We start from the raw sequence: 15,574 nt of genomic DNA, 5'->3' as shown, positions 1-15,574 counted from the left end.
GCGCAGGCTGGCCCGCCGGGCCAGCAGCGTGGTGTTGCGAGGCTCGCGCGCAATGGCTCCGTTCAGCTCATCGGCTTGCACGCGGGGGCCGCTTTGCACGGTGGCCAGGTCGATGAGGGTATCGGCCCGCTCGGCGGGGGTGGATTGGCAGCCGGCTAAGATGCTTAACAGCACAGAAAAGCGGCAGAAACGAAGCATGAGGCGATGGGTAACGATTTTCAAAAGTAGTAGCCGTCCGACAATGTGCCGCCGGGAACGGAATTGCGGCCGTTTTACTTCTGCAAGAACACACCGGGGCTACCCAACCATATCCGTCGCACGGGTGAAGAATGTCATGTATTTCTGGTTAAAAAATTATTCTTTTTTCCGTCCCAGAAATCATCCGCAACTCACGCTGCTGCGGTAGTTTTGTAAAGCACTATTCATTTGCCACTTTATCACTTCACATGAAGCATGTTTTCTCAGCAAACCGGCTGCGCCTAGGGCTCGCGGCCGGGTTGATTGGCCTAATTTACTCAGGCTCATTTTATCTGGCCCAGCCATCCGGCGGAGGCCGCAGCGTGGCTCATCTGGAGCGGTTGATAGAGGGTGAGGAGGAGGAAGACGAGAACGATGGCGACCGGGTGTTTGCCGACCGGCCTGACTTGGCGCTGGAACAAGATGCCGAGCTCACACGCGACCCGGCAACCGGACTGGTACCGCGGCAGCGCCTGCTGGATGCCGTGCGCTATAATGAGGCTATGCTGGCCAAGATGGCCGGCCAACGCCCGGCAGCCGGCGCCATTGCAAACGCTACCTGGACCGAGCGGGGCCCTTCGAACGTAGCCGGCCGGGTATTGGGCCTGCTGGTGGACCCTTCCGATGCCAGCGGCAACACCCTGTGGGCCGGTGCGGCCGGCGGGGGCCTGTGGAAGGCCACCAATGCCACGACCAGCAACATTCAGTGGAGCAACGTGAACTCCTACCTGAGCAATCTGGCGGTGACGACGATTGCGGCGGGACCAGCCTCGCAGCCCGGGGTTCTGTACTGCGGCACCGGCGAGGGGTATTTCAACGCCGACGCCATTCAGGGCGCCGGCATTTGGAAATCGACCAATGGCGGTAGCACCTGGACGCAGCTGGCCAGCACCAGCAATAGCAACTTCTACTACGTTCAGAAAATCCTGGTTCATCCGGTGACGGGCGACGTATATGCCGCCACCCGCAATGGCCTGTTTCGCAGCCAGAACGGTGGCAGCACCTGGACGGCCGTACTGGCCACCAACGTGAGCCCGGCTACGGCTACCTCCCGTGTGGCCGATATCGAAATTGCTGCCGATAATACCTTGTTCGTGTCCATGGGTATTTTCTCCACCGATGGCATCTACCGCTCCACAACCGGCGACGCCGGCTCCTGGACCAAGCTGAACACGCTCACGGGCTCGGGCCTGCCCACTACCGGGTACCAGCGCATCGAACTCGCGTGCGCTCCTTCCGATGCCAACCGCATCTACGCGCTGTTTCAGTCGTCGGCTTCGGGCTACCCCCTGCTGAACATCTACCGGTCGATGGACCAAGGCAACACTTGGGTAGTGATGGCACGCCCCGGTGCCACGACTACCAACCCCAATTTTGATTTCACCAACGGGCAAAGCTGGTACGACCTGGCCGCCGCCGTGTCGCCGGCCGATGCCAACGCATTGTACGTGGGCGGACTTGATTTGTGGTTTACGCAAAATGCCGGCAAAACGCGCGCCGACAGCGTGGTGTGGGACCACGAATCGGCTTGGAACGTGGCCACTACGCAGTCCTACTACGTGCACGCCGACCATCACGCCATTGCCTTTGTGCCCACCACGGTGGCTCCGGCCAACAAGGCGTTCTTCGGCAGTGATGGCGGCGTGGCCTACTCGGGCGATGCTTCCATCAGCAATACGAACCAACCGAACTTCAGCCAGCGCAACAACGGCTTCAACGTGACGCAGTTCTATGCGGTGGCCATGCACCCGACCAACTTCAACTATTTCCTGGCTGGCGCCCAAGACAATGGTTCGCAACGCTTTACCACGGCGGGTGTGAATACCACAACCATGGTTACCGGCGGCGACGGGGGCCTGTGCGCCATCGACCAGGATAACCCCACGGTGCAATTCACCAGCTACGTATACAATCAGTACCGCCGGTCGCTAAACGGAGGCAACAGCTTCACGAGCTTTAACCTCAGCTCGTCGGCTGGCTCGTTCATCAACCCGTTCGACTACGACAGCCAAGCCAATATTCTGTACGCCTGCCATAATACCGATGGCTACCTAGCCTGGACCAACGCTGGCGACGCTACCGCTACCGCCCCCGCAACCATCACGCCGAGCCTGGGTATTGGCGCGGGTCGGGTTACGCACATCACGGTGTCACCGCTCACGCGCAAGCGCATTTACGTGGGCACCAACTCGGGCCGCGTACTGCTCATCGACAGCGCCCACACGACCACGCCCGTTGTGCGCGGGCTACGCACCGGTACGGCCGGCACTTCGGTGTCGTGCATCGCCATCGACCCCACCAACGAGAAACACATTCTCGTTACGTATTCGAACTATGGCATCGTGAGCGTGTATGAAACCCGCGATGCCGATTCGCTCAATCCGACCTGGACTAACGTAGAAGGAGGCCTGCCCGACATGCCCGTACGCTGGGCATTGTTCGACCCCAAAAACACGGCCCGCGCCATGCTGGCTACTGAAATGGGAGTTTACTCGACCGAGCAGCTGAATGGTTCGTCGACGGTATGGGCTCCGGCCAGCAGCGGGGTGATAAACGTCCGCGTCGACATGCTGCGCTACCGCCCGGGCGACCAAGTGGTGGCCGCCGCCACGCACGGCCGGGGCCTGTTCACGACCGACGTGCTGTATTCGGCCACCGGCCTGGCCGCCAAGCCTTCGGCGGCCGACCTGTTCACTTCGGCCTACCCTAACCCGTTTGTAGGTGAGCTGAACCTCGACCTGGGTACAACTGCCACCCGCACGCCCGCCACCGTGTACCTCGCCGATGCCCTGGGCCGCCGGGTATTCAGCACCACGGTTCAGCCAACCAGTGGGTCGCTGCGCATCACGGTGCCCGCCTCCATTGCTCCTGGCAACTACACGCTGGTGCTGAACCAAGCGGGCCGTCAAACCAGCCGCCGCGTCACGAAGCACTAAGCGCGTACTGGCCCGGCCACGAAAAAGCCCTGATTGGTAGTACCAATCAGGGCTTTTTCGTGGCCGGGCCGTCGGCAACCGGTATGGGTGAGGTATTCACCGGCCGGGCTTCGACCGGGGGCTTGGCTTTTTTGCCTAATCGCAGGCGTTGCCGCTGACGGCGGGCATCGGCCCGCAGCAGCGGGGGAAGCATCTTGGAACAGAGACGCAGGGTTACCAGGTCTTCGCTTGTGATGGGCGCGATTTTCTGCGCGGCTTCCAGCGTGGCAATGGCCCGGCGGCGGCGGCCCTGGTACTTATACATGCGCGCCAAGTCGTAATACAGGGCAAGGTTCTGAGGCGCAAGCGCCAGGGCTTTTTCAAGGTCGGCCATGGCTTCGCGGCTGTCGCCGCCACTGGGCACGCCACCCAGCACCAGCTTGCTGTAGAGACGCTCGAGCACGTTGTAATGCGCCAACCGATACTGCCAGCGGCCCCGCAACTGCCACGCCTCGGCCAGGTCGGGCCGGTGCTGGGTGGCCAGGTACACGTGCGACCGCAGGTCGCGGAAGGCTTCCAGTCGTGCGCCGGCTTTGTAGAGAGTAGCCTGGCTGAACAAGGCCAGCGCTACGGCATAATTGCTTTCGCCGCCTTCGGGGCGTAGGGCCAGGGCGCGGTCGGCGTATTGGCGTGCTGCGTCGAAATAAGCTGATTTTCGCGTTTCATCGGTGTAACGCCCCCCAATTCGAACGCTCAGCACGGCAGCCTGCCACAGGGCCAGGTAGTGCTGCGGGTTTATTTTGAGGACTTCCTGATACACCCCCAATGCCTCCGACTCCTTAAACTGGTTGGCCAAAGCCGCAGCCTGAAAAAGCTTAGTTCGCACGGCCGGCGGGTCGGCCGGCGGCTCCGGCACCCGACCCACGGTTTCCGGCTTGCTACCTGCTGGTTTGGAAGCGGTGCGCGACCAGATTTGGGCCGTCGCCGGCAATATGGGCGCCCCCAGCAGCAAGGCCATAGCGGCCCCGCACCCGGCCGAAAACCGGGCTATGCAAGGCATCATTAACCAAGTTCTGACGGGCATGACAGCAAAATAAGCAGGGTGGCCCGCAAACGGGCAGCCTCGTGCGTGGTTCGGAATGGTGGAAGACAGAGTACCCCGAAATTTCATTTCGGGCCGCAAGAACTTCGCCGTTCTCACGAGCCGAAATAAAATTTCGGGGTACTTAGCCTTTTTAAAACAGCCCAAGCTGCGCCTTGGGGCGCTTCAGCAGCTCCTGGGCGCGGGCCACGTCTTCAGCCGTAATGTCGACCGGGCCGGTGGGCTCGGCCGGGGCAGCGGGCGCGTCGGTGGGCTTGCCAACGGGGGCGGCAACCACGCGCTTCTTCACCTCGCGGCGCTGGGGCTCGGGGCCTTCATCGGTGAGCAGGTCGAGACCGTTGATGCGGAAGTAGGTGAGCTTGTTGCCCATGGCCTTCCAGCCTTTCACGTCGATAAACTCGTGCAGGGCAACTTTCTCGGCTTCCTTCTCGGCCTTTTTGTCCTTCTGGAATTTCACTTCCACCAGCGGCTCGGGGTTGGCGGTGGCTACCAGCATTTTCGAGCCCTTGGCTTCGGAAATGAACAGGAAGCGCTTATCGAGCGTGCTGGTTTCGATTTTAAAACGCTTGACGTAGTGAATCTTCGTCTCGCCATCCAGGTACACGGCGCTGAGCACCGTGTCGGGCTCCAGCTTGCGCAGCAGCACGATGTTAGGCAGGTCGAAGTGCTTGCTCAGGTCGGGCGCGCTCAGCTCGTAGGAGCCGTCCTTATACACCACCAGAATGGTTTCGTCGGTGTCGAAGGTGCCGAGGTAGCGGCCGTGGCCGCTGTGGTTGAGGCGGGCCACTACACTGTCGAAAAACACCTCGCGGCCGCCCAGCGTGCTGTCGCCCACCGACTTCTGCGTGATTTTTTTGATGGGTTGCTTGGTCACGATGTTGCCCATCGAGCCCTTGCCCTTGATGGCCAAATCGGCAAAGTCGAAGTCGAACTGCTTCACCCGGGCCGGGGCTTTGTCCGACAGCTGCACGCTCACTACTTCCGATTCCGAGTTGGGGTTAGCCGTGAGGTACAGCGTTTTGGTGCCCTTGGTGCCTTTCGTAAGGTCGTACGTTTTATCGCGCGTAATGCCCGAAACAAGGAAGCGCTTGGCGAACGAGATGCCCGAGGCGCCGTCGAGATACACCATGTTGTACACCAGCCGGTCATCGTTCTTATTGTACACGCCGGCGTGCAGGATGTCCTTGCCCACGAAGGTCTTCTCGGCAATTTTCGTCACCACAAAGGTGCCGTCGCGCTTGATGGCAATGATGTCGTCGAGGTCGGAGCAGTCGCACACAAACTCGGCTTTTTCGTCCTTCTTCAGGCCGTAGCCCACGAAGCCGTCGGCGCGGTTCACGTATAGCTTCTGGTTGGCGATGGCCACTTTCTGGGCCGTCACTACGTCGAAGGTGCGGAGCAGCGTTTTGCGCTCGCGGCCCGCGCCGTACTTTTTCAGCAGGCCCTTGAAGTAGTTTATGGCGTAGCGCGTGAGGTGGGCCAGGTGGTCGGCCACTTCGGCCAGCTCGTCGGTGAGGCGTTGCAGATACTCGTCGGCCTTAAAGCCGTCGAACTTCGAAATGCGCTTGATGCGGATTTCGGTGAGGCGCGTAAAATCCTCCTCCGTGAGCGGGCGGCGCAGTACGATGCGCGGGTCATCGGCCTTGGCCTTCTCCCCTTCGATGCGCACAAACTTGCGCAGGCCCTTGTCAATCGTATCGAGAATCTGCTCCCAGGTTTCGCATTCCTCGATTTTGCGGTAAATGCGATTCTCGATGAAAATCTTTTCCAGCGAGGCGTTGTGCCACTTCTCACCCAGCTCGTCCTGCCGGATTTCCAATTCGCGCTCCAGCAGGCGCAGCGTGGCGCGGGTGCTCTGCCGCAGCACGTCCTCCACGCCCACGAAGCGCGGCTTTTCGTCGATAATGACGCAGGTGTTGGGCGAGAGGCTAATTTCGCAGTCGGTGAAAGCGTATAGCGCGTCCATCGTGAGGTCGGGGCTCACGCCGGCCGGCAGCTGTACCTGAATCTCGACGTTGGCGGCCGTGTTGTCGACCACCTTCTTAATCTTGATTTTGTTGGCCTCACTCGCCTTCACAATGCTCTCCATCAGCGCCGTGGTGGTGGTGCCGTAGGGAATGTCGCGGATGATGAGCGTGGTTTTGTCGACCTTCTCGATGGTGGCCCGCAGGCGGATGCGCGCCCCGCGCAGGCCCGAGTTGTAGTTAGTTACGTCGCACAGGCCGCCGGTTGGGAAGTCCGGAAACAGCTGCACGTCGTGGCCCTTCAGCACCTCGATGCTGGCCTCGCACAACTCGCGGAAGTTGTGGGGCATAATCTTGGTGCTCAACCCCACGGCAATGCCTTCCACGCCCTGCGCCAGCAGCAGCGGGAATTTCACGGGCAGCGTGGTGGGCTCGCGCTTGCGGCCGTCGTAGCTCAGCTGCCACTCGGTGGTGTCGGGGTTGAACACCACGTCGAGGGCGAACTTGCTCAGGCGGGCTTCAATGTAGCGGGGTGCGGCGGCGCCGTCGCCGGTGCGCACATCGCCCCAGTTGCCCTGGGTTTCGATGAGCAGGTCTTTCTGGCCCAGGTTCACCATGGCGTCGCCGATGCTGGCGTCGCCGTGCGGGTGGTACTGCATGGTCTGGCCGATAACGTTGGCCACCTTGTTGAAGCGGCCGTCGTCCATCTCCTTCATGGCGTGCAGAATGCGGCGCTGCACGGGCTTGAGGCCGTCCTCAATGGCCGGCACGGCGCGCTCCAGAATCACGTAGGAGGCGTAGTCCAGAAACCAGTTCTGGTACATGCCACGCACGGTGGCTACGTCGTGAATGGTTTCGCCGGGGGCAAACTTGGGCTCCTCCTCGGTTTGTTCGTCGGCCGGCGCGGGCTCGGTGGCAGCCGCTACCGGCACTTGCCCAAACAGGTCGGCCGAAAGCGGCGCATCGTCGGTTTCGGCGGCCGGGCCGGCGCTGTCATCGGCTTCGTCGGGCATGACCGGCTCCTGCGCATCGGCATCGGCGGCGGGCGAGAAAGCCGAAAGGTCGAAATCTACCGAGTCGCCGGGCTGCAGATAGTGTTGGTCAGGCGCGTCGGAAGCGGGGGTATCAGTAGTAGCCACGTAGGGAAAACGAATGAAGACGGCGGAGTGCCATCAAAAGTACCGGAATCGGCGCGGAGCGCAAGAAAACTAAGGCAAGGGCCAGCAGGAAAGTTCCCAATTTTATTAGCGAACTGCCAACAGCCGTGCGCCCGCCGGCCAACTCAAAACAGCAGCCACGCCCCAAATTTCGACAAATCCCTGCCCACTTCCAAGCTAAATAAAATAGTTATTAGCAAGCTGGCCGGGTGGCTCGGCCCCACGAAAACGCGGTCGCCAGGGTGTCCATCAAAAAAGCCCGCACCAAAGGCGCGGGCTTTTCCGTGGAATATGTCGACTAGTCTACCCCTAGCCGACAATGCAAAAGTACACACGTTTTTTATCCGTGCAAGTATCCAAGGTCTTTCAGGGCATTTTGAGCCGTGCTTTTAGGCCATAAATCCTTTCCCATCAATCATTGGCGGCGCAAACGGCACGCTACGCCAGGTCTTCGAGGGGCACCTCGGCGACGGGCAGCACGTCGGAAGTGATGAGGTCTTTTTCGAGGCGCAGGTTTTCGATGATGAATTCCTGGCGGGCGGGCGTGTTCTTACCCATGTAGTAGGTGAGCACCTGCTGAATGCTGCGGTCCGACTGCAGAATGACGGGCTCCAGCTTGATATTCTCGCCGATAAACTTGCCAAACTCGTCGGGCGAAATCTCTCCGAGGCCTTTGAAGCGGGTGATTTCGGGGTTGCGGCCCAGCTTGCGCATGGCCGCCTGCTTTTCCTGCTCGTTGTAGCAGTAAATGGTTTCCTTCTTGTTGCGCACGCGGAACAGCGGCGTTTCGAGAATGAACACGTGGCCGTTGCGCACGAGGTCGGGGAAGAACTGCAGGAAGAACGTGAGCAGCAGCAGGCGAATGTGCATGCCGTCGACGTCGGCATCGGTGGCGATGACTACGCGGTTATAGCGCAGGCCCTCGATGCCTTCCTCGATGTTGAGAGCGTGTTGCAGCAGGTTCAGCTCCTCGTTTTCGTACACAATTTTCTTCTTCAGTCCGAAGCAGTTCAGCGGCTTGCCGCGCAGGCTGAACACGGCCTCCAGCTCCACGTTGCGGCTCTTGGTGATGGAGCCCGACGCCGAGTCGCCCTCGGTGATGAAGAGCGTGGTAAGCGGTTCCTTTTCGGCGCCGTCCTTGGCGTTTTCGCCCAGGTGGAAGCGGCAGTCGCGCAGCTTACGATTGTGCAGGTTGGCTTTTTTGGCGCGCTGGTTGGCCAGCTTTTTCACGCCGGCCATGTCCTTGCGCTCGCGCTCGCTCTGCTCGATGCGCTTTTTGAGGGCTTCGGCGGCGGCGGGGTTCTTGTGCAGGTAATTGTCGAGGTGCTCCTTCACGAAGTCGACAATGAAGCTGCGCACCGGGCGCACGGGCCCGTCGCTGCCCTCGGGCTCCATGTTGATGGAGCCGAGCTTGGTTTTGGTCTGGCTCTCGAACACGGGCTCCTGCACCCGCACCGAAATGGCCCCCACAATGCTGCTGCGCACGTCGGAAGCGTCGTAGTCCTTTTTATAAAACTCGCGCACGGTTTTCACCACGGCCTCGCGGAAGGCGGCCAAGTGAGTACCGCCCTGCGTGGTGTACTGGCCGTTCACGAACGAGTAGTATTCCTCGCCGTAGTCGTTGCCGTGCGTCATGGCCATCTCGATGTCCTCCCCCTTCAGGTGGATGATGTCGTAGCGCCGGGCTTCGGGGTCGGTTTTGTCCTGCAGCAGGTCGAGCAGGCCGTTTTTGGCCTCGTAGCGCTGGCCGTTGAAGTGGATGGTGAGGCCGGCGTTGAGGTAGCAATAGTTACGAACCTGGCTTTCGAGGTACTCCGGGATGAAGCGGTAATTCCGGAAAATCGTGTCGTCGGGCTGGAAGGTGATGAGCGTGCCGTTGCGCTGGCTGGTTTTCTGGGGCTTGGGGTCGGCGGTGAGTTGGCCCTGCGAGAACTCGGCGGCCTTCATCACGCCCTCGCGCACGCTCTGCACCAGGAAGTGGCTGCTGAGCGCGTTCACGGCCTTGGTGCCCACGCCGTTGAGGCCCACCGACTTCTGAAACACCTTGCTGTCGTACTTGCCGCCGGTGTTGATTTTGCTCACCACGTCGACCACTTTGCCCAGCGGAATGCCGCGGCCGTAGTCGCGCACCTGCACGCGGCTGTCCGAAATTTTGATGTCGATGGTGCGGCCGTGGCCCATCACGTGCTCGTCGATGCAGTTATCGATAACTTCCTTCACCAGCACGTAAATGCCGTCGTCGTAGGCCGAGCCGTCGCCGAGCTTGCCGATGTACATGCCGGGCCGCAGGCGGATGTGCTCGCGCCAATCGAGCGAGCGGATGCTGTCTTCGTTATAGCCGTGGTCAGCGGCTTTCGGGAGGGTTTGCGGGGCGTCGGTCAGTAATTCGTCGTTCATCGGACAACTGTATTCCAGTTTTGGGGTAAAATAACGCAGAAATACGCGCGAGGGCAAGCTTTATTGCCAGCTTGCTTAGTATCGGCGCACTAATTTTCTTAGTTCGCAACACGGCCATCGGGCTTCGGGTTCACGCCCGCAGCCCGGCTTTTGCAGGCACTGGCCCTGCCGCATTTTGCCTAACTCCCATTCTTTGCCCATGTTCCCACATTTAATCAGCCGCGCGGGCACCCGCACCCCCACCGCCGTGCCGCACACCGCCCCGGCCGAAGTGCAGCAAGCCCCAATCATCCGCTATACTTTTTTGCTGATTGGGGCCTCGCTACTGGTATTCGTGCTACATAAGCTCGATGGTATTCTGCTGCCGCTATTTTTTGCGGCGCTGCTCTCGGTGCTGCTGTTGCCGCTGGTGCTGCGGCTGGAAAAATGGGGCTGGCCGTCCGTACTGGCCATTATTGCGGCGCTGCTGGTGATGGTGCTGGCCATCGCGGGCCTGATAGTGCTGTTTGGCTCGCAGCTGATGGAGCTGCGTACAGAGCTTCCGCTTCTGCAGCAAAAACTGATTGTGCTCTTCGACCAGGCCCAGCAATGGGCGCACCAGCGCTTCGGCATGGACGTGATGAGCAAGGACGAGCTGATTGAGAAGTCGATGAAGTCGTTCAAGAAGTCGGCCGGCGGCTACCTGGGCAGCACGCTCAGCACCACCGCCGGCGTGCTGAGCGTGCTCACGCTGGTACCGATTTACATTTTCTGCTTTCTGTATTACCGCGACCACATGCGGCAGTTCATGTTCCGCTTCGTGAGCCCCGACAAGCGCACCGGTGTGCTGCAAACGCTCGATAACATCCAGAACGTGGTGCAGGCCTACATCTCGGGCCTGCTCACAGTCATCGTGATTGTAGCCGTCCTCAACGCCATCGGCTTGCTGCTGCTGGGCGTGAAATTTGCCATTTTCTTCGCCGCGTTCGCCTCGGTGCTGGCCGTCATTCCCTACATCGGCATCATGATTGGGGCCAGCATTCCGGCGCTGGTTACGCTGGTCGAAACCGGCTCGCCGGCCCGGGCGGCGGCTGTAGTTGGCGTATTCATGTTCGTGCAGTTTCTGGAAGGCAACTTCATCACCCCGATGGTAACGGGCTCAAAAGTGAGCATCAACCCGATGGCCGCCATCATCGCCCTCATTCTCGGCGGCGAGCTGTGGGGCACGGCAGGCATGATTCTGAGCATTCCGCTGGTGGCGGTGCTGAAGGTGGTATTTGATGCAAATAAGAGCCTGGAGCCGTGGGGCTTTTTGCTGGGCGATGTGTCGGATTTAGACGAAAGCCACCTGCACCGGCCCATGCCGCAGTTAGGCTTTTTTGGGAAGTTCTGGCGGATGGTGAAGAAGATGTAGCGCAGACTTTTAGTCCGCGGTGGCAAAGGCTGGCCGCACGGATTTTTCGTCACCATAACTCGCGGACTAAAAGTCCGCGCTACTTCCACGCAACCTTCTGGCAGACTAAATCTGTTAGCTTAGCTCTCGACTAACTTCCGCGCCGCTTTGTACGCCATCATCGACCTTGAAACCACCGGCGGGCAGCCCACCCAGGACCGCATCACCGAAATTGCCATTTACATTCACGACGGCGAAAAAATCGTCGATGAATACGCCACGCTGCTCAACCCCGGCCGGGCCATTCCGCCGTTCATCACCCAGCTCACCGGCATCACCAACGACATGGTGAGCGACGCGCCCAAGTTCCACGAAGTGGCCCGCAAGGTGGTGGAAATGACCGAAGGCTGCGTGTTCGTGGCCCACAACGTGCGGTTCGACTACTCGTTTCTGAAAAAGGAATTTGCCGACCTGGGCTACAACTACTCGCGCAAAACGCTGTGCACAGTGCGCCTTTCGCGCAGCCTCATTCCGGGCCAGCCGAGCTACAGCCTGGGCAAGCTCTGTCAGAATATTGGCATCCCGTTGGAAGGGCGGCACCGCGCCGCCGGCGACGCGCACGCCACGGCCCTGCTCTTCGGCAAGCTGCTGACGATTACCAACGAAAGCGACGACCTGCCCCACGGCCAGGATACCAGCCACACCCTGGCCCGCGTCGATGCCCTGGCCCCCGCCGGCCGCAAGCCTGATGGCACCAAGAAGCCCTCGCCCAAGCGCGTGGCCGCCGTGCAAACGGCCATTAAAGAAGCGCTGATGCCGCCGCTGCTGCCAGCGTCGGTGGTAGCCAATTTGCCGCAGGCCACAGGCGTGTATTACTTCCACAACGAGGCGGGCGAGGTGATTTACGTGGGCAAGTCCATCAACATCTACAAGCGCATTCAGCAGCACTTTGCCATTGATGTTAAATCGCGCAAGAGCTTGGAGTTTAAGAACTCGATTGCCGATATCACCTGGGAGCTGACCGGCTCGGAACTGGTGGCGCTGCTTTATGAGTCGCACCTCATTAAGCAGATGAAGCCGGCGTATAACCGGGCACAGAGGCGCTCGGTATTTCCGGCGGGCATCTACCTGCGCACGAATGAGGACGGCTACAAGGTGCTGGCCTACGGCCGGGCCGACGCGCGCAACGCCGAAATTCCCATCATCGCGCTGGGTAACCAGTACAAGGCGCAGGGCTTCCTGTACCACAAGGTGGCCAAGTACAACCTCTGCCAGAAGCTGTGCGGGCTGTATAAAACCACCGGGCCATGCTTCGACTACCAGGTGCACCGCTGCCAGGGTGCCTGCGTGGGCCAGGAGCCGCCCGAGAGCTACAACGCGCGGGTCGACGAGGCCATCGACTCCATCAGCTACGAGCACGAGAGCTTCGTGGTAATTGGCCCGGGCCGCACCGAGCTGGAAAAGAGCATCGTGCTGGTGGAGAACGGCCGCTACCGCGGTTTCGGCTACGTGGACGAAACGTTCTCGGCGCGCAAGCTGGCCGATTTCCGGGAGGTGATTAAGGAGTACACCGACAATAAGGACATTCAGCAGATTATCCGGAACCATCTGCGCGTGAAGCGCAAAGGCGAGAAGATTAAGGTATTTGGGTAATGAAAAAGGCGGCCCGGGAAATCCCGGGCCGCCTTTTTTGGATTTGGGCAATCATTACTTCTTCCCCGCCAGAATCTCGTCCACCACGGCCGGGTCGAGCAGGGTGGTTACGTCGCCGAGGTTGCTGGTTTCGCCTTCGGCCACTTTGCGCAGGATGCGGCGCATGATTTTGCCGGAGCGGGTTTTGGGCAGGCCGCTCACCAGCTGAATCTTGTCGGGCTTGGCAATTTTGCCGATTTCGGCCACCACGGTCTCGATGATGCTGGCTTCCCATTGGCTGCGTTCGGAAGCGGTTTTGGGCAGGCCTTCCTGGCAGATGACGTAGGCGTAGATGCCCTGGCCCTTCACGTCGTGCGGGTAGCCCACCACGGCCGACTCCACTACGTGCTCGTTCTGGTTGATGGCGTTTTCGATTTCGGCCGTGCCAAAGCGGTGGCCCGAAACGTTAATCACGTCATCGACGCGGCCGATGATGCGGTAGAGGCCGTTTTCGTCGCGCCGGGCACCGTCGCCGGTGAAATAGTAGCCCGGGTAGGGCTGGAAATAGGTCTGGCGGGCGCGCTCGTGGTCGCCCCAGGTGGTGCGGATGACGCCCGGCCAGCTGGCCTTGATGGCGAGGTAGCCCTCCTGGTCGTTGCCTTCGATTTCGGAGCCGTCCTGGTTTAGCAGCACGGGCTGCACGCCGGGCAGCGGCAGGCCGGCGCGGGCGGGCACGCTGGGCGTGATGCCAGCCAGGGCCGAAATCATGATACCGCCGGTTTCGGTCTGCCACCAGGTATCCACGATGGGGCAGCGGCCCTTGCCCACGTGCTGATGGTACCAGTGCCAGGCTTCCTCGTTGATGGGCTCGCCCACCGAGCCCAGCACGCGCAGACTGCTCAGCGAATAGCTCAGCACGTTATCCAAAGGCGTGGCCATCAGGCTGCGGATGGCCGTGGGCGCTGTGTAGAAGATGGTGACGTTGTGCTTGTCAATCACCTCCCAGAAGCGGCCGGCGTCGGGGTACGTGGGCACGCCCTCGAACTGCAGCGAGGTGCTGCCGGCCAGCAGCGGGCCATAGAGTAGGTACGAGTGGCCGGTTACCCAGCCGATGTCGGCGGTGCACCAGTACACGTCGTTTTCCTCCACCTGAAACACGTTGCGGAAGGTGTAGTCGGCCCACACCATGTAGCCGGCGGTGGTGTGCACCACGCCCTTGGGCTTGCCGGTGCTGCCGCTGGTGTAGAGGATGAACAGCGGGTCTTCGGCCTTCATTTCCTCGGCCGGGCAGGTCAGGGCGGCACTTTTGGCTTCGTCGTGGAACCACACGTCGCGGCCTTCCTGCATGTTCACGGGCCAGCCCAGGTGCTCCACCACAATCACGCGGCGCACGCCGGGGCAGGTCAGCAGGGCCTCATCCACCACCGATTTCACCGGAATCTGCTTGGGGCCGCGGTTCAGGCCATCGGCAGTGAGGACGAAGTGGGCGTCGGCGTCGTTCACGCGGTCGGCGATGGCGGTGGCCGAGAAGCCGGCAAACACCACCGAGTGCACCGCCCCGATGCGGGCGCAGGCCAGCACGGCAATGGCCAGCTGCGGAATCATCGGCAGGTAGATGATGACGCGGTCGCCCTTCTCCACGCCGTTGTTCAGCAGCACGTTGGCGAACTGGCAGACCTGCTGGTAGAGCTCGCGGTATGTCAGGCGCAGGTGGCGGGTTTTGGGGTCGTTGGGCTCGAAGATGAGCGCCAGCTTGTTGCCGCGCTGGGCCAGGTGACGGTCGAGGCAGTTCTCGGTGATGTTGAGGCGGGCGCCCTCGAACCACTTGCTCTCGCCGGCCGGCGAAAACTCGCCGCTGCGCACGGTGTCCCACTTGCGGCGCCAGGTAAAGGGTTCGGCCACGCCGGCCCAGAAGCCGTCGGGGTCTTCAACGGACTGCTTGTAATCGGCGTGGTACTGCTCGAGGGTGCGGATGCGGGAGTGCATGGGGTTTTGAAGGGGTTTTAAGTTAGAAGTAGAGACGCAATATTTTGCGTCTAATTGTTGCTGATGTTGTTTGGTCTGTGAGAGTTTGGCCGTTAGCTGTTGCTGTTCAACGTGAGTCGTTCAACGCCGAGACGCGAAGTGTCGCGTCTCTACAGTCGTTCGGTAGTGAAGGCCTGACCCAGCCCACGGCGGGCTAGGCCGGCGCGGATTTCATCGAGAATGAGCGGGTCGTCGATGGTGGCGGGCATGGCGAAGTCTTCGCCGTCGGCCAGCTGGCGCAGGGTTTTGCGCAGGATTTTGCCAGAGCGGGTTTTGGGCAGGCGCTTCACCACCAGCACCTGCCGGAAGCAGGCTACCCCGCCGATGCGGGCGCGCACGGCCGCGACTAGCTCCTTTTCGAGCTGCTCCTCTCCTATCGTCTGGCCGTCTTTCAGCACCACCAGGCCGGCGGGCACCTGGCCCTTGAGGGGGTCGGCGAGGCCCAGCACGGCGCACTCGGCCACGGCCGGGTGGGCGGCGAGTATCTCCTCGATTTCGCCGGTGCTGAGGCGGTGCCCGGCCACGTTGATAACGTCATCGACCCGGCCCATGATGTAGGTGTAGCCGTCGGCGTCGCGGTAGCCGCCGTCGCCGCTGAGGTAGTAGCCGGGGAAGGTGCGCAGGTAATCCTGGTACCGTTCGTCGTCCTGCCAGAGCGTGGGGAAGCAGCCGGGGGGCAGCGGCAGTCGCACCGCCACCAAGCCGGTGGTGCCGGCGGGCACGGGCTGGCCAGCCTCGTCCAGAATCTGCACGTCGTAGCCGGGCACGGGGTG

The 15,574-nt window shown here is 61.2% G+C and carries 8 protein-coding genes; 3 read left to right on the top strand and 5 right to left on the bottom strand.

Annotated features, from left to right (window positions below):
• The first annotated feature begins 560 nt into the window (after nucleotides 1–560).
• A complete protein-coding gene (locus tag ACYVDE_RS04110) occupies nucleotides 561–3,173 on the top strand; it encodes a T9SS type A sorting domain-containing protein (RefSeq protein ID WP_460500189.1) in 2,613 nt (870 codons plus the stop codon).
• 46 nt (nucleotides 3,174–3,219) lie between these two features.
• On the opposite strand, the gene ACYVDE_RS04105 is transcribed toward ACYVDE_RS04110, so the two are convergent.
• From ACYVDE_RS04105 to ACYVDE_RS04095, 3 genes are all read right to left on the bottom strand, one after another.
• Nucleotides 3,220–4,170: a tetratricopeptide repeat protein gene (locus tag ACYVDE_RS04105; protein ID WP_460500188.1), complete on the bottom strand. Its 951-nt coding sequence runs from the start codon at nucleotides 4,168–4,170 to the stop codon at nucleotides 3,220–3,222.
• Between the two features lie 217 nt (nucleotides 4,171–4,387).
• Complete coding sequence (locus ACYVDE_RS04100) at nucleotides 4,388–7,357, bottom strand: DNA gyrase/topoisomerase IV subunit A (protein WP_460500187.1); 2,970 nt, start codon at nucleotides 7,355–7,357, stop codon at nucleotides 4,388–4,390.
• Between the two features lie 456 nt (nucleotides 7,358–7,813).
• Nucleotides 7,814–9,772 carry a DNA topoisomerase IV subunit B gene (locus ACYVDE_RS04095; RefSeq protein ID WP_460500186.1) on the bottom strand — a complete coding sequence of 653 codons (1,959 nt, stop codon included), beginning with the start codon at nucleotides 9,770–9,772 and terminating at the stop codon, nucleotides 7,814–7,816.
• 199 nt (nucleotides 9,773–9,971) lie between these two features.
• Here ACYVDE_RS04095 and ACYVDE_RS04090 point away from each other — a divergent pair, with 199 nt between their 5' ends.
• Together ACYVDE_RS04090 and ACYVDE_RS04085 are read left to right on the top strand one after the other, a co-directional pair.
• Nucleotides 9,972–11,165, top strand: coding sequence for an AI-2E family transporter (locus tag ACYVDE_RS04090; protein ID WP_460500185.1), 1,194 nt, complete (start codon nucleotides 9,972–9,974; stop codon nucleotides 11,163–11,165).
• 147 nt (nucleotides 11,166–11,312) lie between these two features.
• Nucleotides 11,313–12,797: an exonuclease domain-containing protein gene (locus ACYVDE_RS04085; protein ID WP_460500184.1), complete on the top strand. Its 1,485-nt coding sequence runs from the start codon at nucleotides 11,313–11,315 to the stop codon at nucleotides 12,795–12,797.
• 54 nt (nucleotides 12,798–12,851) lie between these two features.
• Here ACYVDE_RS04085 and acs read toward each other — a convergent pair whose 3' ends face one another.
• Together acs and ACYVDE_RS04075 are read right to left on the bottom strand one after the other, a co-directional pair.
• A complete protein-coding gene (gene acs, locus ACYVDE_RS04080; RefSeq protein ID WP_460500182.1) occupies nucleotides 12,852–14,762 on the bottom strand; it encodes an acetate--CoA ligase in 1,911 nt (636 codons plus the stop codon).
• A gap of 149 nt (nucleotides 14,763–14,911) precedes the next feature.
• The coding region (locus ACYVDE_RS04075) for an AMP-binding enzyme (RefSeq protein ID WP_460500181.1) at nucleotides 14,912–15,574 on the bottom strand (663 nt) is incomplete at its 5' end.

This window comes from Hymenobacter agri, assembly GCF_054778495.1.
The sequence above is the reverse complement of the archived record's forward strand: the minus strand, read 5'-3'. Positions and strand labels throughout refer to the sequence as shown.

Coding starts and splice junctions, on each gene's coding strand:
- ACYVDE_RS04105 (WP_460500188.1), bottom strand. CDS start 4,170: ATGGCCTTGCTGCTGGGGGCGCCCATATTGCCGGCGACGGCCCAAATC.
- ACYVDE_RS04095 (WP_460500186.1), bottom strand. CDS start 9,772: ATGAACGACGAATTACTGACCGACGCCCCGCAAACCCTCCCGAAAGCC.
- ACYVDE_RS04090 (WP_460500185.1), top strand. CDS start 9,972: ATGTTCCCACATTTAATCAGCCGCGCGGGCACCCGCACCCCCACCGCC.
- acs (WP_460500182.1), bottom strand. CDS start 14,762: ATGCACTCCCGCATCCGCACCCTCGAGCAGTACCACGCCGATTACAAG.